Consider the following 21,620-nt stretch of genomic DNA (forward strand, 5'->3'; position numbering starts at 1 on the left):
CAATATTCTAGCACTTTATCACATAAACTCAAGTATTTTTTTGTGATTTTAATATGCTTGCACACTCTTTCATCAATTTTACAAATCGTTTTTCATCATTAGCATTTTTTTGTTCTGCATAATGTACACGCTGATAAAGCTCAACAACTTGGATAAAACATTCGTGAGGCTCAGTTTGAATACGTTTTATCCACATTGCAAAACTTTCCCCTGTTTGTTGTTGTAAAGCTGAAGGTAATTGGCGATTTAAACGCATAATTTGTAACTGATAAATACTGTATTGACGTTGTTTTTGCCAATAGAGCCAATACCAATATACCATGCTTAACACAAAAATCCCTGCAATCAATATCCAAATAAAGTGTTGTGTAGATGTTAAACCTAATTTTCCTAAGAAACTCTTTTGAGAATCCACATCATAACCAACAACTTTACTTTGCCATTGATAGCTTGCATAATCACTCCAAACTTGTAATTGACGTAACATATTAAACTGATGATAACCAAACGTACCTGTGCCTAAAGTATCAGGAGCTGATTCTAAAAAGTCTTGCATACCGTCATCGATACGATTAGGTGCAATTACAGCAGTTGGGTCAATACGTACCCATTGTTGATTGAGCCAAACTTCTGTCCAAGCATGGGCATCAAGCTGACGAACTTCCCAACTTTTGCCATCTGGTGCGAGTTGTCCACCTTGATAACCGATGACAACACGTGCAGGAATACCCACATAACGCATCATCATACTAAAACTTGAAGCATAATGTTCACAAAAGCCTTGTTTGGATTGGAATAAAAAGTCATCAACACGATGTTCACCCAATAAAGGCGGTTTAAGTGTATAAGTAAATTGCTCTTTTTTATACCAATTTAACACATTTTGCACATATTGTTCAGGCTGTTGTCCGCTTTGTTGCCATAATTGCTGTGCTAATGCTTGTGATTTTAAATCTAATGGAATGATAAATTTTTGGTTGGTATCTCCAATAGGTTGGTCATCAAAATCACTTGCTTTATTATTTTTGAGCCAAGCAAAATCAATCGGTTGAGTAATTTGAGCTGGACGAAATGGTACAATACTACCATCATTGTACAAACGATAACCACGTGTAGCAGGTACAGATTTTTCTAAAGATACAAGCCATTGTTGATTTGGGTCAGCCGTTAAATATTGATAATACATCACATCTCGATTAGCAAATTTGCGTATATCAACAGGGCGTTGTATAGGCTGACGTGTCCATGTAGTGCCATCATACATGTCTAGCACCATTGCACGCCAATAGAGTTGTGAACGTGGTGGTAATTGTTGCATATCGCCAATAATACGAAAGGCTAAAGCCGATGATTGTGATAATTCTGCAATATCACCAGGAGACATACTGTCGCTTAAACCTGTTTTTGCTTTATTCTCAGGAATAGGAATCGCCCAAAATGGAGGGAAACGTGGAAAAAAGATAAATAGTATGATAAAAAATGGGATAGCAAAGCCAATAAATTTAATAATTTGTTTAATATCTTGTTTAATAGCAGGTTGCTTGTTGGCTTGTTTTAAAAATTCATAAGTTTGTAAACGGTATAAACCTGTCAAGCAGGCAATGACACACCATAAAACAGCGAGTGTCATTAAGAATGATTGACTATGTAAAAATAAACTTGCACTAACAAATAAAGCAAAATTGAAGATAATCAATAAATCACGTTTTTGTTTTAATTCAAAACTTTTAGCCAATAGGCACAGGGTTAAAAAAGAAACACCAGCTTCTACACCTACAATGGTTTTGAATTGGAATAAAATAAGTGCCAATCCAATAACAAATACGCCTAATTGTAAATAACGATAATAGGTAAATTTTTTACGGTAATATTGCCATGTTAAAAATGAGAAAATGGAAATAAATAAAGCACTTAAGCTATAGGGTAAATAACTAATTTGAGCAATGGTAATACAGGATAATACCATTAATAAACATAACTGAATAGAACGATCCACACCATAAATAATACTTTGTTTTTGCATAGTCATTGTGTATATTCCTTAAGCTTGAGCCAGCAATTTTTGAGCATTAACCCATTGTACATATCCTTGTTCATAAGCCAAAGATTGTTGTGGCAGTTGCATTGAATATGCGAGATGGTGTTGATGACAGTAATCTACGAGATACATCATTAAGCTTAATTTCTCTTCATGTAAAGCACTCGGCATATCATCATACTTAATATGAATTTCTTGTTGTTCATTCATTTGTTCAAATATTTTAACAAATAAACCTTGTCCTAAAGCAAGTTGTTTCCACGATACTGATTGATAGCTATCGCCTTGTTTAAATGGGCGTAGCTCTCTAAATTCATCGACATCTGGGGTAAAGTCAGCCTTTTGAATCTTATTTTCTCGTGTGCTTTGCTCTGCATAAGGTGCAATCCAGCATTCATGTTGTAAAAATAAATAAGACCATGTTTGTACTAATCCTAATGGATATGTTGAGTAAATTTTGATTTTGGGTAATTCAAAACGCCCACGTTGTTCTGGAAAAAAATGTAAATCAATATGTTGTTGTGTTTCAGTCAAGAGTACATATTTTAAGTCAGTTTCAGTTTCTAGCATTAAATAACGATGTTGAGCTTGTGCTTGTTTAAAAATAAATTGTACTTGGTAATCTTGTCCAACACGTCCAACATCAGGGTAAATAATTTCTATACTCAAACCATGTAATTGTTTGAATGTTAAGTAAAAACTAATTGCTAAAACAGCACTAATCAAAAAGCAAAAACCTAAAATTAGGTTATTGGCATAGTTGATACCTGCAATAAAGGTTAAAATAATCAGAATAGAATATAAAATGCCGTAACGATATAAAAAAATTAATACGGTTTGATGGGTTAAAGTTGTACGTTCGCTAACCTGAAAACGTTTTTTAATCCAATGCTGATATTGATTATGAAACAGACCTTGAATCATCTGAATTCGCCTTAAATTTCAACTTTAACCTGTTTTAAAATTTCTTGGCTTTCTGCTTGAGATAAGCCCATACGATGTCCTGCTACTGCTGCGAATACATTTTGAATATCTTCTGGTAATACAAAAGTACGTTTTTCAATTAAGGCATGGCTTTGCGATGCTTTTTTCAATGCAATTAAACCACGTGTTGATAAACCATGATGATGTTTACGTGTTTCGCCTGCAAGACGTACTAAATAATCTAAAATAGCATCACTACAATGAATTTCATTTACCATTTTTTGTAATTGTAAAATATCATCAACATTAAATACAGGTTGCAAATGTTGGAAAATTTCACGGCGACTTTGTTGTTTTAATAAGTTTTTCTCTGCAACTGGCGATGGATAACCTAGAGATAGACACATCAAAAAACGGTCTAATTGTGATTCAGGTAGGGCAAAAGTGCCGCTTTGGAATAATGGATTTTGTGTTGCGATAACCCAAAATGGTTGTGGTAAGGCATAGCGTACCGCATCAACAGTAACAAAACCTTCTTCCATTGCTTCTAATAATGCACTTTGTGTTTTTGGGCTTGAGCGGTTAATTTCATCTGCTAATAAAATTTGACTGAAGATAGGTCCTTGTTTAAATTCAAATTTTTGTTCTTTTTGATTAAATAAATTAAAACCAATAATATCACTTGCTAACATATCATTGGTAAATTGAATACGCTGAAATTGTAAGCCTGCTAAAATTGATAATGCGTGTGATAATGTAGTTTTACCTAAACCGGGTAAATCTTCAAATAAAACATGACCACCTGCCAATAAACAACAAAGGGAAAGCTTAGTTTGTTGATGTTTATCTAAAACAATTTGATTAATTTGTGTTAAAAATTCATCAATTTTAGCTGAAAATTGTTGGATATTTTGTTCAAGGTTTTGCATATTTTACTCATTTCATAGACATTAGGTGTATATGATAACAAAAAATAAGTATTTTCGTATAGTAAAATATGACATTAATCACATTTTGTTACCATCATCATACCATAAAAAATCTACTATACGAATTAGCTATTTTTCAGGTAAAATATTGCTTATTTTCCATTAGTTTAGAGTAAATCATGTCAGATACACCATCTTTGTGGGCAGAGATTGATAAATATATTGATGAACATTTAATTCCACCACAACCACAGCTCGATAAAACCTTAGAAAACACAGCCTTGCATGGTTTTTCTAATCATTTAGCGGTTGCTCCTAATCAAGGTATGTTTTTAAAAATGTTGGTTCAAATGAATCATTGTAAACGTGTTTTAGAATTAGGTACATTTGCCGCTTATAGTACACAATGGCTTGCACAAGCCCTTCCTGATGATGGATATTTATTAACCATAGAAGGACGAGAGACACATGTGGCAATGGCACGAGAAAATTTAGCGTTGGCTAATATTAGCTCAACAATTGATTTGCGTCATGGGCGTGGTGTTGATATTTTACAGCAATTGATTGAGCAAAATATTGAACCATTTGATTTTATTTTTATTGATGCTGATAAACAAAGTTATCCTCAATATTTAGCGTTAAGTTTGCAACTTTCACGTTCTGGAACGGTTATCGTGTTAGATAATGTGATTCGTGCTGGCGATATTTTGGATAAAAATAATTATAAGCCAAGTATTGAAGGTATTCGTCAAATGTATAAAACAATGTACAATCATCCGCAAATTTTATCTTGTACCGCTTTACAAACGGTGGGCAGTAAAGGACATGATGGTTTTGCTATTGCGATTGTCAAATAGGAAAAATGGTAGTATAAGATGATGATTGGATAAATCAATTATCATCTCTAAAGCAAATATGATGATGTTTTATACTATGGATATTTTTCACTCAAAACAATTAAACTAAATGATTTTAATAACTTAAAGTGTTATAGGCATATTTTCCATAAAGTTATCCACAAAAAGTGTGGGTAACTGTAGATAAGGTGCTAAATCTTGAGATAGGCAATGATGGTAACAGAGTTTTTAATTAATATGACACCGACTGAATGTCGTGTTGCACTTATTGAAAATGGTACAGTCAATGAGCTGTTTATTGAACGCACCGCTCGCCGTGATTTGGTGGGAAATATTTACAAGGGGAAAGTCGTTCGTGTGCTACCCGGTATGCAAGCCGCATTTATCGACATTGGACTTTCTCGCACTGCTTTTTTACATATTAATGATATGGTTTGGTGTCGTTCAAAACCTGAACCAAATATTGGCGAGATTTTACACCCCGGTAAAGTCATTACTGTGCAAATCATGAAAGATATGCTTGGCACAAAAGGAGCTAGACTGACTACTGATTTATCGATTCCATCACGCTATTTAGTCTTTATGCCTTTTGCGGAACAAAGTGGTATTTCTCAAAAAATTGAAGATGAGCAGGAGCGTGAACGTCTCAAAAATATCATCCAACAATTGCAACAAAAGCATAAGTTGCCTAACGTTATTGTGCGTACGGCTGCAGAAGGTGTATCTGAAACCGAACTAGAACAAGATATGTTGTACTTAGTGAAACTTTGGGAGCATATTCAGCATAAAAAAATTAATTTACACGCACCGAGTTTAGTTTTTCAGGAAATTCCTTTAGCACAACGCATTATCCGTGATTATACACGTCAGCAAAATGTGAAAATTTTTGTTGATTCTCGTGAGACTTATCAGCAATTAAATCAATTTATTACAGAATTTATTCCGCATTTGCAAGATAATCTGATTCATTATGCAGGTGAAAAGCCAATTTTTGATTTGTATAATGTTGAAGAAGATATTCAAAAAGCCTTACAAACTCGAGTGGCTCTCAAATCAGGTGGTTATCTAATGATAGACCAAACTGAAGCTATGACTACAATTGACGTTAATACGGGGTCTTATGTTGGTGGACGTAGCTTAGAAGATACGGTATTTAAAACCAATATGGAAGCAACGGAAGTCATCGCTCGGCAGTTACGTTTACGCAATTTGGGGGGCATTATTATTATCGATTTTATTGATATGCAAGAACTTCATCATCGTGAGCGTGTGATGCAACAATTTGAAAAAATGCTACAACGAGACCATGCAAAAACTAAAATTAGTCAAGTATCAGAATTAGGCTTAGTTGAAATGACACGTAAACGCACACGAGAGTCATTAGAGCGATTATTGTGTGAACCGTGTCCTACTTGTGAAAGTCGTGGTTTTGTGAAAACTGCGGAAACTGTTTGCTATGAGATTTTCCGTGAGCTGATGCGATATGCACGAGCTTATGAAACACAACATGATTTTACAGTGATTGCCCACCCTGCGATTATTGACCGTTTTTTAACTACGGAAACCAATGCCGTGGCGGATTTTGAACATTTTGTACAACGTACGATTAAATTTCAGGTCGAAAATTGTTATACACAAGAGCAATATGATATTGTGTTGAGTTAGAATAAGGGCGAATTTTTTTCGCTCTTACAAATACACATTAAAAGATGATTAAAAAAGCAATGATTAACAATATAATGATTTTCCAAAATGATTTCTTTTCTTTATGCTTCTCACTCATCGCTACTACTCTTTAATAAATGAGCAAATTATTCACCAATAAAACAAGCTTTAAAACGTTGTTTACCCAATAATCTAAGTTGTTGCAATTCTTGGCTATATTGTTTTAAACAATCTAATTAACCCATCGATTTAACATGACTTTAATCAGCTAAAATAAAGCGACTTGCCATTTCAGCGTGTAACGTTGCGGTATCAAAAACAGGAATAGAAACATCATTTTGTTGAATTAATAAACCAATTTCCGTACAACCTAAAATCACACCTTTCGCCCCTTGTGCAATTAACTGTTCTATTGCTCTCAAATAATATTGTTTAGATTGTGGTAAAATTTCGCCAACGCATAATTCCTGAAAAATAATGCGGTGGATTTCTTGTTGTGTTTCTGCATCAGGAACGATGGTTTCAATTTGATATTGTGCCAAACCTTGTTTATAAAACTCCTGTTGCATGACAAATTGTGTGCCTAATAATGCCACTTTATCAATTTGGCTGCTTTGAATGGCTTGAGCTGTTGCATCAACAATATGTAAAAATGGCACAGTAATTTTTTCTTGAATCGCAGGTGCAACTTTGTGCATGGTATTGGTTGCCAATAAAATCCCTTCCGCACCAATTCGTTGTAATTTTTCGGCAATCTTTGCCAATAGTTCACCTGCTTTTTGCCATTCATTGTGTTTTTGATATTGTACAATCGGTTCAAAATCTACACTATAAACAATCAATGGTGCAGAATGATTATATCCTTTCGTCTGATTTACTAAGCGATTGATTTCACGATAATAAGTCTCTGTACTAGCTGATGACATACCGCCGATAATACCTAATGTTTTCATTTTATTTCTCTACTGTTGATGTGATAATTTTTTCATATTCTTGTAAAGTTTGTTCAAAATATTTTAACATTTTTTGCACTTTTGGCAAACTCTGACGACAAGCAATGACACCAACATCAAGCTGGTCTAAATAAGTTGCGACAGTAATATTCATTGCTTGACCATCAACCACAACTGAAGCAGGATACATGGCTTCTAACTTCGCTCCATTTAAATACAATGGTTCTTGTGATGTAATAAAACTTGAAATAATAACGTTAAATGATTGATGTTTAGGAAATGCACCACTTGCGACTTGTAAGCCAATCACACCGTAAGATAAACCTGTATAAGCCAAGATTTCACCACTTGTCATACGAGCCATACGATTTTTGGATTGTTGTACACTCTGTTGAATAGCTTTTAAACGCTGTACAGGCTCAGCAATATCAGTTGCTAAACTTGCCAAAATCATGGTAATACGATTGCCTAAATGGGTATCATCATCACGCAAAGATGCTGGTACCATCGCAATCAATGGTTTTTCAGGCAATTGTGCATGATTTTGTAAATATAAACGCAATGCACCAGAACACATTGCCAGAATGATATCATTGATTTTCACATCAAAATGTTGAGCGATATGGCGTAACCGTTGTAGTTGGTAGGATTGTGCAGAAAACCGCCGTGAGGCGTGAATTTTTTGGTTTAAAATACTTTTGGGTGCTTGATAAATCGGAATATGTTGTGCTTGTTGTGTAGGCGTAATGATATTTTTACCGATTTCTGTTAAAACCGTTTGGCTAGATTTTAGAGTATTTTTCACTCGTTCGGTAAACGATAATTTTTCTTGCGGTTTAGCTGTACGTTGTGAAGATTGTTGATTCGGGTTTAAGCACCAAATTGGTACAAAATGTGGGTCATCAGCAGAATGAGAAAGTGATTTTTTAATCATTCGCATTGCACCTACACCATCAGCTAAGGCATGATGAATTTTCAAATAAATTGCAAAGCGATTACCTTCAATGCCTTCAATCAAAGTACACGTCCACATTGGTTTAGCACGATCAAGTAAGGCACTATGTTCTTGAGAAATATAGCGTAATAAATCTTTAATTTGTGCAGGTGCAGGCAACGCCACATGACGAAAGTGATGGTCTAAATCAAATTCTTCATCTTTTTCCCAAGTCAAACCATTTAAATAATCACTATAGGGTGGCATTGGAGGTTGAGTTGTTGCTCGGAAATGTTGTACCGCTTGTTGGATATAATCTGCAGGTGCATCATCAGGAATTTTAAACAATAATAATCCACCAATATGCATTGGCTGACGGCGTTTTTCTAAAGATAAAAATAGAAAATCTGTTGGATTGATGGAACGTTTATTAAAATTCATGATATATTCCTGTGCGTCATCAGCGTTTAATTAGAAACTTGTAGCGGTTATTCTAACATACTTTTTGTTATGAATAATTGTTCAAATTGCTCAAGGTGTGGTAGGTGATAATATTTCAATATCAAGGCATTCAATATCCAACTGCACATAAGGTCGCAAACTTATGTGTAGATGCTGTCCACGCTGATGGATTTGAAATTGATGTACATAATGGGAAAATCCTTGAATATCTTGATATTTTTCCTGCTGATGCTGTTTTTGTTGAAAATTTGGGTCGATATAATGAAAACGTAACACATCATGACAGACTAAATAGCCCAAAGATTGTCCATCATCGGCACAAAATTCCAAAACTACACTTTGCCCGAAATTGGCAAATTGAATATCAATTAAGCCTGATTGATAAAAATGGGTAATATCAATATTTTTTGGTGATTTTGTATCGTTCATTTATGCAAAAACTCATGATTTAAGGTAAAATAATCTATATTCTACAATTTACAATGAGAACTGTCATGAGTTTTGTTTTTAATCGCCCCAATTTTCCTGCAACACGCATGAGACGTATTCGTAAAAATCCTGCCTTACGTGAAATGGTAAGTGAAACCCATTTATCCGCAAGTCATTTGATTTATCCGACATTTGTATTGGAAGGTGAAAATCAAACCCAAGACATCGCCAGTATGCCTAATATTCAACGTTTATCTGCAGATTTATTGCTCAAAAAAGCGGAAAAGTTATTGAGTTTAGGCATTAATAAATTGGCTCTTTTTCCTGTTACCCCACAAGAAGATAAAAGTTTAACCGCTGAACACGCTTGGCGAGATGATGGTTTAGTGCAACGTACAGTACGTTTATTAAAACAAGAATTGCCAGAATTAGTGATTATTACTGATGGTGCATTAGACCCTTATACAACGCATGGGCAAGATGGTATTATCAACGATGATGGTTATGTTTTGAATGATGAAACCATTGAATGTTTGATTAAACAAGCACTTAGTCATGCCGAAGCAGGGGCAGATATTATTGCACCTAGTGATATGATGGACGGTCGTATTGGGGCAATTCGTACAGTTTTAGAGCAAAATGGTTTTATTGATACTAGTATTATGGCGTATTCGGCAAAATATGCCTCTCGTTTTTATGGACCATTCCGTGATGCAGTTGGTTCAGCGAGTAATCTTAAAGGTGGTAACAAATATAGCTATCAAATGGATTGTGCCAATCGTCATGAAGCCTTACATGAAATCGCTTTAGATATTCAAGAAGGAGCAGATATGGTGATTATTAAACCGGGAATGCCATATTTAGACATCGTGCGTGAAGTAAAAAATACTTTTGGCGTGCCAACATTTGTTTATCAAGTCAGTGGAGAATATGCTATGATGATGTCAGCGATTCAAAATGGTTGGCTTGCTGAAGAAGTGATTTTAGAAAGTCTATTATGCTGTCGCCGTGCAGGAGCTGATGGCATTTGGACGTATTTTGCTGAACAAGCTGGGGAGATGTTGAAATCATCGTGATGATAAGATTAGAGCTAATGTAAATGAACATAATATCCCCTTTTATATAGGGGGTATTGTTGATAAGTGAGTTTAAAGTATTGTCAAATCAGTTATATTCATTTGACAATTCAAAAACTTAATAAAGCCATTGAATAATTGGAGTGTAAAAATAATGATTTTTCAATTTCAAAGAACATTTTTTCCTGTAGGTCAAGGTGCTTTTTATGGTGAAACTATTAGGAATGAGGAAAATAATAGCACTTTTAATATCGTTTATGATTGTGGTTCAGTTTCTAAAAGTGCAATTAAACAAACTATTAAACATAGTTTCCCAAAAGGCTCAAAGATAGATATTCTATTTATCTCACATTTTGATGCAGACCATGTTAATCAAATTACAACACTAAAAGATGAATTTGATATTAAACGAGTTGTGATGCCTTTATTAGATAAGAATGATGCAGATATATTAGTTGGTGTTTATTCTATTTTAAATCAACAAGATGTTGTAGATATAATAAAACGTCCTGAAACCTTTTTTGGTGAACGTACTAAGATAACTAAAGTTAGAGCTGTTAATCAAAATGATACCGACAACAACCCTGAAGAAAATGATAGGCTATCTATCAAAGCTGAAGAAGATAATGGTATGACAAATTTACCACCAGAAATTTCTAGTGGTACACCAATTGTATATCAATGCAGCAGAAAAGATGTTTGGCTATATATCCCTTATAACTATAAATTTAAAGAAAGAAATAAACAATTTAAAGAGTTAATTACACAGACTAATATTGATATAGATTCTATTCAAAATGGAAAGTTTACTGATGAATATATGAATAAACTTAAGAAGCTTTACAAAAATAAATTAGATGGAGTAATGGAGAAGTTAGATGGAACAATAAATGAAAATTCTATGTTATTAATTTCAACACCTAATCCTAAGGAAACGTTTTTTTGGCATTATTTGAGTCCTAGATATTATTTAGATTATCGATATTATTTTGATGATTATTTGCATTGTGGTGGTTGTATTTATACAGGTGATGCTTCCTTAGATAAAATATGTGATTTATTTTTTAATAAAGTTAAATCATTGAATACAATATCAACAATTCAAGTTACGCATCATGGTTCTAAAAGAAGTTTTGATATTGATTTTTTTAAAAAAATTAATATAGAAGACAGATTGATTATATGTCCAATTTCATTTGGTTCATGTAATCAATATGGACATCCTGCACCAAGTGTATTAACTGAATTATTATCTATAGGTACTATGCCAATTTTTATAACTGAAAATCGCAATGATATTTATATCCAATTTGGTAGGATATTCATAAGCTAGTACAGCTGTCAAAGGTGTTAATGTTTACATAATAAAAAGATTTTCCTTGTTTGGTAAATATACAAAGAAAATCTTTTAAATGATAAACTAATAGTACATTACAAGAAAGACTCTGGCTGTTTGGCAGCAGCACGGGCCGCTTCTTTACTAATAATCCCTTTAGTAACAAGGTTTTTTAAACTTTGGTCAAGTGTAGTCATACCATGGTTTGCACCCGTTTGGATTGCAGAATACATCTGTGCAACTTTATTTTCACGAATTAAGTTACGAATCGCAGGTACACCAATCATAATTTCATGTGCAGCAACACGACCGCCACCATTTTTCTTTAAGAGTGTTTGTGAAATAACCGCTTGTAATGATTCTGATAACATGGCACGCACCATATCTTTTTCTTCAGCAGGGAATACGTCAATTACACGGTCAATGGTTTTTGCTGCAGATGTGGTGTGGAGCGTACCAAATACCAAGTGTCCTGTTTCTGCAGCAGTTAATGCTAAACGAATGGTTTCTAAGTCACGCATCTCACCAACTAGAATAATATCAGGATCTTCACGCAGTGCTGAACGTAATGCTTCGTTAAAACCTAAAGTATCACGGTGTACTTCACGTTGGTTAATCAAACATTTTTTAGACGTATGTACAAATTCAATTGGATCTTCAACAGTTAAAATATGGTCATGACGTGTGTCATTAATATAGTCTAACATTGCAGCCAAAGTTGTTGATTTACCAGAACCTGTCGGACCTGTAACTAATACAATACCACGAGGATACTCGGCAATAGTTTTAAAAATAGGACCTAAACCTAATTGATCCATGGTTAATACTTTTGAGGGAATGGTACGAAATACAGCACCAGCACCACGGTTTTGGTTAAATGCGTTTACACGGAAACGTGCAACTCCCGGTACTTCAAATGAAAAGTCAGTTTCTAATAATTCTTCATAATCACGGCGTTGTTTATCGTTCATGATATCATAGATTAAACGGTGAACGTCTTTATGATCCATTGGAGGTAAGTTAATACGTCGTACTTCACCATCAACACGAATCATTGGCGGTAAACCTGCTGATAAGTGTAAGTCTGATGCACCATTTTTGGCTGAGAATGCCAATAATTCAGTAATATCCATGTCGGCCTCTGATATTTTAAGTGTATAGGGGAATGATAATCTGCTATATTATAGCCGATTTTTGCGATAAATTTATCATTATTTTTAACGTAGTTGCAAAAAATGTCAATCTCATCTTAAGAAATTATATTAATCATCATGGCAGGTGTTTTAAATTTTATCTCTATGCCTTGAGCTTAAAATTTGTTATGATAATCCTTTAATTTTTATGTGATAAAAAGTGTATTCTATGACTCAAATCATGCAATCATTTCAACAAGTTCAACTGCAAATTCAGTCTGCATGTGTTAAAGCACAACGTCAAGTAAAAGATGTACAATTATTAGCGGTTTCTAAAACACAATCGGCGGATAAAATTCGTGAATTATATCAATTAGGACAACGTACTTTTGGTGAAAATTATGTACAGGAAGCGATGGGTAAAATAACTGAATTACAAGATTTAGCAATTGATTGGCATTTTATTGGACATGTGCAACGTAATAAGACCAAGCTATTGGCGGAAAATTTTGCATGGGTGCAGGGTGTTGATAAATTAATTATTGCTGAACGTTTATCTAAACAAAGACCAAGCGATTTACCTGCTTTAAATGTATGTATTCAAGTTAATATTGATAATCAAGACAGTAAAGATGGTTGTGCTGTAGATGATGTGGTGGAATTGGTTCATCATATTAGCCGATTGCCTAATATCCGTTTACGTGGATTGATGGTGATTCCCAAACCAGAGCATTTTGCAGCTTTTGAAATGGCAAAAGCATTATTTGATGACATGGTTGAACATCATGCTTATCCCCAAGATTGGGATACTTTGAGTATGGGTATGTCGAATGATTTAGAACAAGCAATTGCTCAAGGTTCAACGATGGTTCGTGTTGGAACAGCGTTATTTGGGGTAAGAGATTATTCTACTTAACTTATGCCGATTCATCGTACAAAAAGAAAACTTAAAATTTATAAACGTCATAATGAATACGTTTATGAGCAATTACGACAATTAAATTCATTGTCAGCACATAGTCATGATCGCCAAGAAATATTGGATAGTTTGGCTCGTATGCCAAGTGGCAGTTTACAATTTAATAATCAATGGATTTATACAGTAGGATATGTCAATATTGCCTTATTTTTTAGTTTATTTATGATTCCAATGGGGCATTTTTTAGTTATTTTAATCATGATTACTTTAGCTTTGATTAGCTATATTTATTATGAAAATCAACAACCTGTGATTTATTGTATTCAAAATTTAGAAAAGAAAATGATACAACATCAGTATCAATTACAATATTCCATGTTACCTATATCCTTTAGTGGTCATTATCGTAGTAGCAGTTTAGCTTTGGCATTTTTTAAACAACATTTTTTTCCATTATTTGAACAAGGTACAGTATCAAATACTTTGACTGATTTTGCTAGCACTATATGGACAGATTGTCATGGACGAAGCTATCCCGTAATCATATTTCAATATGAATATATAAATGATGTACCAGCCAGTCATTTACAACAAAGCAGTCAATCAATGATTCATTTTTTATGGATGGATTTTATACAAAATCGTGGTAGGATTCGTGTTCACCAACGTAAACCACAATATTTATGGGGGATTTTTATTTTTAATGTGGATTTAAATGGTTTTGCTGTATCTACAGAACATGACCGTTTTCCAATGGAATATTATAGTCGTTGGCAAAGTAGCGATATTCAAATTAATCAAAAATTTTCTATTCGTGGGGAAAGCGAACGACATTTAGCTCAAACCATGACACCACATCGTATTTTATTACTGAATCAGATTTTTGCACAGAGGAAAGGTTATTTACATTGTCATGCTGATATGTCCATGATGTGCTTTTTAGGCAAACGTCCAATTTTACAAATACCTAATCATCAATATGAACATATTAGAAATGTGGCTCATTTGCGTGGGCATTTACGCCGTTTTAAATTGGCTGAGTATGAAAGTTTACAGCATGATTTACTCGCATTTTTAGAAAACTCATTAGATGTGATTGACTAAATAAACCTAAGTTTATTGCTAAAAAAGTAATTGTATCCTGCTATAAGTTACAGTATGATGATTCAATTGCAAGCCAACCGCCGCAAGGATTATATGATGAACAACTATCCACATTTATTACAGCCGTTAGATTTAGGTTTTACTACACTTAAGAACCGTGTTATGATGGGTTCTATGCACTTAGGATTAGAAGAACAACCTAATGGTTTTGAAAAACTTGCTGTATTTTATGCAGAACGAGCTAAAGGTGGTGTAGCGTTGATTGTTACAGGAGGTATTGCACCTAATGATGCAGGACGTACTTTTGAAGGGGCTGCAAAGCTTGATAGTCTTGAAGAAGCTGAACATCATAAAGTGATTACTCAAGCTGTTCATCATGCTGGTGGAAAAATTGCCTTACAGATTTTACATACGGGGCGCTATTCTTATCAACGCCATATTGTTGCACCATCAGCGATACAAGCACCGATTAATCCAATCGTGCCACAAGCTATGACCCATGAACAAATTCTACAAACCATTGATGATTTTGTACAATGTGCAAAATTAGCACAATATGCAGGCTATGATGGCGTAGAGGTAATGGGGTCTGAAGGCTATTTAATTAATGAATTTATTAGTTTACGCACCAATCAACGTGATGATGAGTGGGGTGGGTGTTATGAAAATCGTATTCGTTTTGCCTTAGAAATTGTTCGCCGTATTCGTGCGGAAGTAGGTAAAAATTTTATTATTATTTATCGGTTATCGATGTTAGATTTAGTTGAACAAGGCTCAAGTTTAGAAGAGGTTATTCAACTTGCACAGGCTATGCAACAGGCAGGCGTTACCTTATTGAATACAGGTATTGGTTGGCATGAAGCACGTGTTCCAACGATTGCGACTAAAGTGCCACGTGCTGCATTTACATGGATTACGCAAAAAATCAAACAATATGTTGATATTCCATTGATTACTTCTAATCGTATTAACACGCCAGAAGTTGCAGAGCAAGTGTTGGCAACAGGGCAAGCGGATATGGTTTCAATGGCACGTCCAATGTTGGCAGATCCAGAATTTGTTAATAAAGCAAGTGCAGGGCGTAGTGCAGATATTAATACTTGTATTGCTTGTAATCAAGCGTGTTTAGATCATATTTTTTTAGGGAAAACAGCAACTTGCTTGGTAAATCCACGAGCAGGACGTGAAACTGAATTCAATATAATCGCAACTACTTCAGTGAAAAGAATTGCAGTTGTTGGGGCTGGTGTTGCAGGTTTAAGTTTTGCGATTACAGCGGCACAACGTGGATATGAAATTCATTTATTTGAGCAAGATAGTGAAATTGGTGGTCAATTTAATATTGCTAAAAATGTAGTGGGTAAAGAAGAGTTTAGTGAAACTTTACGTTATTTTAAGCGACAATTACAACATCATAGCAATATTAAATTATATTTAAATACACAGATTTCGCTTGATGATTTAAATCAGCAACAATTTGATGAGATTGTGATTGCGACAGGTGTCGTGCCACGTCAATTACAACTTGAGGGTATTCAGCATCAAAAAGTATTGAATTATGTTGATGTTTTAAAGCATAAAGTGTATGTAGGGCAGAAAGTAGCCATCATTGGGGCAGGCGGTATTGGTTTTGATGTGGCAGAATATCTCAGTCATCAAGGAGAGAGTGGTAGTTTAGTAGCTGAAAAATTTTATGATGAATGGGGCATTGATACCACTTATCAGCATAATGGTGGTTTAAAAATGCCTAAAGTTGAACCAAGTCTACGACAAATTTATTTATTGCAACGTAAAAATAGTGTAGTCGGTGCTAATTTAGGAAAAACAACGGGCTGGATTCATCGTGCTGGCTTGAAAAAACGTAAAGTGCAAATGTTAAGTGGTGTTGAATATCAAAAAATTGATGATGACGGCTTACATATCATCATCAATGGTGAAACACAAATATTAGATGTAGATCATGTAGTGATTTGTGCGGGGCAAGAATCGGTCAATGAATTATATCATCAATTACAGGGCAAAATGTCGGTGCATATCATTGGTGGTGCAAAAGAAGCTGGTGAGCTTGATGCTAAACGTGCCATTCGACAAGGTACAGAATTGGCCATGCTAATTTAGTATTTATTATCATGATGCCTATTATGTACAATTGGCGTCATGATGGATTTTGATGATGTGCCGAAATATCTTGCCAACTTAATTGATAATAAAACCAATATAAATGGCGGAAACGGGTTAGTTTTTCAGCTAACCAAGGTTTAGCTCTTGTGGAATAATGTACAATCAAAGGTGTCATATTTCCTAAATCTTCGATGAGATGAGCATGATTTGATAGTGTTAGTAAATAATCTAACCCAACTTGATAATTATAGCCACGATTTAAATATAAGCATTTATCTTTTAATAAGATATTTAATACTTCTTGGTCGCCATTTTTTAATTGTTCAGCTAGCTGATTAGAGAGATTTAAACATTGTTCTGTCATCTTAGTTTGTCGCCATAATTGGTTATTAATTAACATTACACCTGCATTAAATTCATCTAATCCATGAAATTGTTGTGCAATTGGGTCTTTAACAACAGCTACAAAATAATGTTGTAAATCTATTGCAAATAAATGGTTCAAATTACCATTTACGACTAAATCACAATCTAAATACAATACTTTATCATGTGGAATAAAGGTTGGAATAAAATAACGATAGAATGTTGCTTCAGAATTGATATGGGCAAATGTTGGATAGTTTTTTAAGGTCTCATGATGGATTTTAGTATCATGAATTTGACAATTGAGCATAGATAAATGCTGATTTAAAATATCGAACCATTCAGATGGAAAATCATTATTAAATAAATAAAATAGGATATTTTTGTTATGATAACAAATTGATTTAATTGTAGTTAATACATGTTCAGCGTATTGATAGTCGGCTGAAAGTACGATAACATTGTGTTGCGTTGTTGCGTTGTTGCGTTGTTGCGTTGTTGCGTTGTTGCGTTGTTGCGTTGTTGCATAGCATAAACCTATTCCTAAAATATATGATTTATCATCATTTTACTTTTTCATTGATTGATAATTTTAAAATGGTATGGGCAAATGACAATTCACCCACACCATCATCAATACATTGACAATAGAATTATAATGCTGATTTTAAAACATCAACTTTATCAGTTTTTTCCCAAGTAAAGGCAGTTTCAGAACCAATACGACCAAAATGTCCATATGAAGCAGTTTGTTTATACATAGGTTGTAATAAATTCAACATACGTGTAATACCATAAGGACGTAAGTCAAAACATTCACGCACTAATGCGATAATTTGTTCATCAGAGATCTTACCTGTACCAAATGTATTAATCGAAATAGATGTCGGCTCTGCTACGCCAATAGCATAACTGACTTGGATTTCACATTTATCCGCTAAACCAGCTGCTACAATATTTTTGGCAACATAACGCCCTGCATAAGCAGCACTTCTATCTACTTTTGATGGGTCTTTACCAGAGAATGCTCCGCCACCATGACGAGCCATACCGCCATAAGTATCGACAATGATTTTACGACCTGTTAAACCACAATCGCCTACAGGTCCACCGATAATAAATAATCCTGTAGGGTTGATGTGGAATTTAGTATCAGCATGGAACATTTCAGCAGGGATAATTGGTTTAATAATTTCTTCAATTACAGCTTCTTTTAATTTGCTTTGTGAAATATCTGGGTCATGTTGAGTTGATAAAACCACTGCATCTAAGCGTACAGGCTGACCATTTTCATACGCAAACGTAACTTGGCTTTTTGCATCTGGACGTAACCATGGTAATTGACCACTACGGCGTAATTCTGATTGACGCTCCATTAAACGGTGAGCATATAAAATTGGAGCTGGCATTAATACATCTGTTTCACGGCTAGCGTAACCAAACATTAAGCCTTGATCGCCTGCACCTTGATCTTCAGGTTTTTGACGATCGACCCCTTGAGCGATTTCAGGTGATTGTTTACCAATCATATTCATTACCGCACAAGTTGCTCCATCGAAACCTAAATCAGAATGAGCATAGCCAATACCTTTAACAGTTTGACGCACAATTTCTTCGAAATCGACATTAGCGGTTGTGGTAATTTCACCTGCTAGAACAACTGCACCTGTTTTTACTAAGGTTTCACACGCTACACGAGCATAAGGGTCTTGTTTTAAAATGGCATCTAAAATTGCATCGCTGATTTGGTCAGCCATTTTATCTGGGTGTCCTTCACTTACAGACTCTGAAGTGAATACTGAATATTCTTTCATAATTAAACCTATGTTTAAGTGTAGAAAGATTTAAATTGCTTTTCAAAGGAATCGATTAACGAAATGACAGTTCATCATTAAAATGTTTGCCATATTTGGAAAGAAATCTAAATCTGATTAAATTTTCCTATTTTATAATAGAGTGATGTTGAATGATAGTATTTTAAATTAAAATTACATGAAATAATTTTAGGATTTACTTTACATTTACATTAAATTTTTTCCCTTGATGATAATATTGCTTACCTTGATAAAAGAGATAGGAAGAATAATCATTATCTAACATAATTTTAGGGTATTCTATTATATCAATATGATATTGTTTTCGTAGCTGATTATTTTGTAGATAGATTAATTCTCCATTAGGTAAAATATGCTGAATAGCAGATTGATAATTATCCTGTTGTTCTCTTAAATCTGGTGTTGTTGCATATTGATATATATCTGCACATGATAAATTTTGCCACCATGTTAAAAGCGATTGAATATTTGTGAATGTGCTAATCCACAAATATTCATAAGCTCCATAATCTTCCCAAATTAAAACTTTAAGCATATTCCGCCAACATCGCTAAAAATTCAGTTTCATTCATTACTTGAATGCCTAATTTTTCAGCTTTGTCTAATTTAGAGCCTGCTTTTTCACCTGCAACGACACATTTAGTTTTTGATGATACACTACCACTCACTCTCGCACCTAAGGCTTGTAATTTTTGTGTAGCTTCATCACGTCCCATTGTAGCAAGTGTGCCTGTAACCACCCAACTTTCGCCATTTAAAGGCTGACGGCTTGGGGCTTGCATGGCTTCAAATTCAAAACCTGCTTGCAACAATTGGTCAATAATGTCTAAATTATGGCTTGCTTGGAAAAAGTCAAAAATCCATTCTGCGGTAATATCGCCGACATCAGGGGTTTTTTTCAGACTTTCAATATCCGCTTGACGTAAATTTTCTAAAGTTTGAAATTGTTGAGCTAACATTCTTGCTGTTGTTTCGCCTACACCACGAATACCGAGTGCATAAATAAATTTAGCTAAAGTCGTTTTTTTACTATTTTCAATCGCGTCAAGTAAATTTTGTACCGACTTTTCGCCCATTTTTTCAATATTGAGTAATGTTTCACGATGTTGATAGAGTTGATAAATATCCGCAACGTTATTGAGCAAATTTAAATGTAATAAACTTTCCACCCAACGGTCGCCTAAACCTTCAATATCCATTGCCTTACGTGATACAAAATGGCGAATTGCTTCAATACGTTGAGCAGAACAATATAATCCACCTGAACAACGGGCAAGTGCTTCGCCTTCAGGCATTACTACAGGCGATTGACAATCTGGACATTCGCTTGGTAATTGTACAATGTTGGTATGTTGTGGGCGAAATTCTAGCCACACTTTTTCCACTTTTGGAATCACATCTCCAGAACGATAAACGCTAATAGTATCGCCTGTACGAATATCAAGACGATAAATTTCACCAATATTATGTAAAGTAACATTAGAAATAGTAACACCACCTACAGCAACAGGTTTTAAGCGAGCAACGGGTGTTAAAGTTCCTGTGCGTCCCACTTGCCAATCGATGTGTTCAACCGTTGTTAAAGCGACTTGTGCAGGGAGCTTATAAGCTGTTGCCCAACGTGGTTCACGGCTTAAAAAGCCCAGTTGTTGTTGTTGTTGTAAATTATCAACTTTGATGACTAGACCATCAATTTCAACTAGTAAATCTGCACGTTGTTCAATGACTTGTTCATAAACTTGTTGAATTTGTTCAATATTCTCACATAAAAATTGACGTTCAGCGATTTCAAAACCTAAATTTTGTAACCAATGTAAACTATCATTCATGCTATTTAAGCCATGATGGGGTTCACATTGTGCAATGCCATAAGCATAAAATGCTAAAGGACGTTGACGGGCAATATTCGGGTCAAGTTGGCGTAAACTACCTGCCGCAGCATTGCGTGGATTGGCAAAAGTTTTTTCGCCTTTGCTTTCTTGTTCTGCATTAAGTTTTTCAAAACCTGCTTTTGGCATTAATACTTCGCCACGTACTTCTAAGAAAGTAGGAATATTATCGCCTAATAATACTTGTGGTAAGTTACGGATGGTTTTTACATTTTGTGTAATATTTTCGCCAACTTCGCCATCGCCACGTGTTACGCCACGTACTAAAACGCCATGTTCATACCATAAAGAAATAGCTAAACCATCAAGTTTTAATTCTACTTCGTATTGGATTTGTTGTTTAGGTAGGCGTTCTTCCACTTTACGCACAAAATCTTTTAATTCATCATAATTAAAAATATTGCCTAATGAGAGCATAGGTACAGTATGGGTAATACTTTCAAATTTTACCAATGGTGTTCCGCCTACATTTTGTGTAGGGCTATTGGCTTGAATAAACTGCGGATATTGTTGTTCTAACTCTTTGAGTTGATGGAATAATTGGTCATATTCTGCATCAGAAATGGTTGGGTTATCCATGACATGATAGGCATGGCTATGTTGGTTTAAAATATGTACTAATTGCTGTATTTGTTGTTGAATATTCATGT

Annotated in this window: 18 protein-coding genes; 7 read left to right on the forward strand and 11 right to left on the reverse strand. The window is 34.5% G+C overall.

What is annotated here, in order from left to right; all coding sequences use genetic code 11:
• Positions 1-28 precede the first annotated feature (28 nt).
• The 3 genes from LU301_RS04720 to LU301_RS04730 are packed head-to-tail and all read right to left on the reverse strand — an operon-like array spanning position 29 to position 3,891.
• The gene (locus LU301_RS04720; RefSeq protein ID WP_370692241.1) at positions 29-1,996 is read right to left on the reverse strand and encodes a transglutaminase TgpA family protein; all 1,968 of its coding nucleotides are present in this window, start codon (positions 1,994-1,996) and stop codon (positions 29-31) included.
• Positions 1,997-2,041: 45 nt separating this feature from the next.
• The gene (locus LU301_RS04725; RefSeq protein WP_305273190.1) at positions 2,042-2,962 is read right to left on the reverse strand and encodes a DUF58 domain-containing protein; all 921 of its coding nucleotides are present in this window, start codon (positions 2,960-2,962) and stop codon (positions 2,042-2,044) included.
• Between the two features lie 11 nt (positions 2,963-2,973).
• Entirely contained in the window at positions 2,974-3,891 is a 918-nt protein-coding gene (locus LU301_RS04730) for an AAA family ATPase (protein ID WP_305273192.1), read from the reverse strand.
• Positions 3,892-4,070: 179 nt separating this feature from the next.
• Between LU301_RS04730 and LU301_RS04735 the strand changes: the two genes are divergently transcribed.
• Positions 4,071-4,748: an O-methyltransferase gene (locus tag LU301_RS04735; protein ID WP_305273196.1), complete on the forward strand. Its 678-nt coding sequence runs from the start codon at positions 4,071-4,073 to the stop codon at positions 4,746-4,748.
• Between the two features lie 213 nt (positions 4,749-4,961).
• Positions 4,962-6,413 (forward strand): ribonuclease G, encoded by a 1,452-nt coding sequence (rng, locus tag LU301_RS04740; protein ID WP_305273967.1) that lies wholly within the window; start codon positions 4,962-4,964, stop codon positions 6,411-6,413.
• 260 nt (positions 6,414-6,673) lie between these two features.
• On the opposite strand, the gene LU301_RS04745 is transcribed toward rng, so the two are convergent.
• From LU301_RS04745 to LU301_RS04755, 3 genes are all read right to left on the reverse strand, one after another.
• Positions 6,674-7,366, reverse strand: a complete 693-nt coding sequence (locus tag LU301_RS04745; RefSeq protein ID WP_305273199.1) for an aspartate/glutamate racemase family protein — start codon at positions 7,364-7,366, stop codon at positions 6,674-6,676.
• A gap of 1 nt (position 7,367) precedes the next feature.
• Entirely contained in the window at positions 7,368-8,741 is a 1,374-nt protein-coding gene (locus tag LU301_RS04750; protein WP_305273204.1) for a WS/DGAT/MGAT family O-acyltransferase, read from the reverse strand.
• A gap of 90 nt (positions 8,742-8,831) precedes the next feature.
• Positions 8,832-9,191 carry a hypothetical protein gene (locus tag LU301_RS04755; protein ID WP_305273207.1) on the reverse strand — a complete coding sequence of 120 codons (360 nt, stop codon included), beginning with the start codon at positions 9,189-9,191 and terminating at the stop codon, positions 8,832-8,834.
• Between the two features lie 65 nt (positions 9,192-9,256).
• On the opposite strand from LU301_RS04755, the gene hemB reads away from it, so the two are divergent.
• Together hemB and LU301_RS04765 are read left to right on the forward strand one after the other, a co-directional pair.
• A complete protein-coding gene (hemB, locus tag LU301_RS04760) occupies positions 9,257-10,267 on the forward strand; it encodes a porphobilinogen synthase (protein WP_305273210.1) in 1,011 nt (336 codons plus the stop codon).
• A 154-nt stretch (positions 10,268-10,421) separates the two neighbouring features.
• Positions 10,422-11,600, forward strand: a complete 1,179-nt coding sequence (locus LU301_RS04765) for an MBL fold metallo-hydrolase (RefSeq protein ID WP_305273213.1) — start codon at positions 10,422-10,424, stop codon at positions 11,598-11,600.
• A 98-nt stretch (positions 11,601-11,698) separates the two neighbouring features.
• Here LU301_RS04765 and LU301_RS04770 read toward each other — a convergent pair whose 3' ends face one another.
• A complete protein-coding gene (locus LU301_RS04770) occupies positions 11,699-12,736 on the reverse strand; it encodes a type IV pilus twitching motility protein PilT (RefSeq protein WP_305273216.1) in 1,038 nt (345 codons plus the stop codon).
• Between the two features lie 229 nt (positions 12,737-12,965).
• Between LU301_RS04770 and LU301_RS04775 the strand changes: the two genes are divergently transcribed.
• The 3 genes from LU301_RS04775 to LU301_RS04785 all read left to right on the forward strand — a co-directional run bounded on the left by LU301_RS04775 (position 12,966) and on the right by LU301_RS04785 (position 16,877).
• Positions 12,966-13,652: a YggS family pyridoxal phosphate-dependent enzyme gene (locus LU301_RS04775; RefSeq protein ID WP_305273217.1), complete on the forward strand. Its 687-nt coding sequence runs from the start codon at positions 12,966-12,968 to the stop codon at positions 13,650-13,652.
• Positions 13,653-13,655: 3 nt separating this feature from the next.
• The gene (locus tag LU301_RS04780; RefSeq protein WP_305273220.1) at positions 13,656-14,759 is read left to right on the forward strand and encodes a hypothetical protein; all 1,104 of its coding nucleotides are present in this window, start codon (positions 13,656-13,658) and stop codon (positions 14,757-14,759) included.
• A 96-nt stretch (positions 14,760-14,855) separates the two neighbouring features.
• On the forward strand, positions 14,856-16,877 hold the full coding sequence (locus tag LU301_RS04785) for an oxidoreductase (protein WP_305273968.1): 2,022 nt from the start codon (positions 14,856-14,858) through the stop codon (positions 16,875-16,877).
• Between the two features lie 37 nt (positions 16,878-16,914).
• Here LU301_RS04785 and LU301_RS04790 read toward each other — a convergent pair whose 3' ends face one another.
• From LU301_RS04790 to ligA, 4 genes are all read right to left on the reverse strand, one after another.
• Entirely contained in the window at positions 16,915-17,796 is an 882-nt protein-coding gene (locus LU301_RS04790) for a glycosyltransferase family 8 protein (RefSeq protein ID WP_370692242.1), read from the reverse strand.
• A gap of 103 nt (positions 17,797-17,899) precedes the next feature.
• Positions 17,900-19,060 carry a methionine adenosyltransferase gene (metK, locus tag LU301_RS04795; protein WP_305273222.1) on the reverse strand — a complete coding sequence of 387 codons (1,161 nt, stop codon included), beginning with the start codon at positions 19,058-19,060 and terminating at the stop codon, positions 17,900-17,902.
• A 196-nt stretch (positions 19,061-19,256) separates the two neighbouring features.
• Complete coding sequence (locus tag LU301_RS04800; RefSeq protein WP_305273225.1) at positions 19,257-19,616, reverse strand: hypothetical protein; 360 nt, start codon at positions 19,614-19,616, stop codon at positions 19,257-19,259.
• The gene (ligA, locus tag LU301_RS04805; protein ID WP_305273229.1) at positions 19,609-21,618 is read right to left on the reverse strand and encodes an NAD-dependent DNA ligase LigA; all 2,010 of its coding nucleotides are present in this window, start codon (positions 21,616-21,618) and stop codon (positions 19,609-19,611) included. Before ligA ends, LU301_RS04800 begins: the two co-directional genes overlap by 8 nt.
• Positions 21,619-21,620: the final 2 nt, after the last annotated feature.

The sequence above is a fragment of the Moraxella sp. ZY210820 genome, from assembly GCF_030674635.1.
GTDB lineage: Bacteria > Pseudomonadota > Gammaproteobacteria > Pseudomonadales > Moraxellaceae > Acinetobacter.

Excerpts from the sequence above, each read along its gene's own strand:
- LU301_RS04725 (WP_305273190.1), bottom strand. The coding sequence starts at position 2,962 with ATGATTCAAGGTCTGTTTCATAATCAATATCAGCATTGGATTAAAAAA.
- LU301_RS04730 (WP_305273192.1), bottom strand. The coding sequence starts at position 3,891 with ATGCAAAACCTTGAACAAAATATCCAACAATTTTCAGCTAAAATTGAT.
- LU301_RS04735 (WP_305273196.1), top strand. The coding sequence starts at position 4,071 with ATGTCAGATACACCATCTTTGTGGGCAGAGATTGATAAATATATTGAT.
- rng (WP_305273967.1), top strand. The coding sequence starts at position 4,962 with ATGGTAACAGAGTTTTTAATTAATATGACACCGACTGAATGTCGTGTT.
- LU301_RS04745 (WP_305273199.1), bottom strand. The coding sequence starts at position 7,366 with ATGAAAACATTAGGTATTATCGGCGGTATGTCATCAGCTAGTACAGAG.
- LU301_RS04750 (WP_305273204.1), bottom strand. The coding sequence starts at position 8,741 with ATGAATTTTAATAAACGTTCCATCAATCCAACAGATTTTCTATTTTTA.
- LU301_RS04755 (WP_305273207.1), bottom strand. The coding sequence starts at position 9,191 with ATGAACGATACAAAATCACCAAAAAATATTGATATTACCCATTTTTAT.
- hemB (WP_305273210.1), top strand. The coding sequence starts at position 9,257 with ATGAGTTTTGTTTTTAATCGCCCCAATTTTCCTGCAACACGCATGAGA.
- LU301_RS04765 (WP_305273213.1), top strand. The coding sequence starts at position 10,422 with ATGATTTTTCAATTTCAAAGAACATTTTTTCCTGTAGGTCAAGGTGCT.
- LU301_RS04770 (WP_305273216.1), bottom strand. The coding sequence starts at position 12,736 with ATGGATATTACTGAATTATTGGCATTCTCAGCCAAAAATGGTGCATCA.
- LU301_RS04775 (WP_305273217.1), top strand. The coding sequence starts at position 12,966 with ATGACTCAAATCATGCAATCATTTCAACAAGTTCAACTGCAAATTCAG.
- LU301_RS04780 (WP_305273220.1), top strand. The coding sequence starts at position 13,656 with ATGCCGATTCATCGTACAAAAAGAAAACTTAAAATTTATAAACGTCAT.
- LU301_RS04785 (WP_305273968.1), top strand. The coding sequence starts at position 14,856 with ATGAACAACTATCCACATTTATTACAGCCGTTAGATTTAGGTTTTACT.
- metK (WP_305273222.1), bottom strand. The coding sequence starts at position 19,060 with ATGAAAGAATATTCAGTATTCACTTCAGAGTCTGTAAGTGAAGGACAC.
- LU301_RS04800 (WP_305273225.1), bottom strand. The coding sequence starts at position 19,616 with ATGCTTAAAGTTTTAATTTGGGAAGATTATGGAGCTTATGAATATTTG.
- ligA (WP_305273229.1), bottom strand. The coding sequence starts at position 21,618 with ATGAATATTCAACAACAAATACAGCAATTAGTACATATTTTAAACCAA.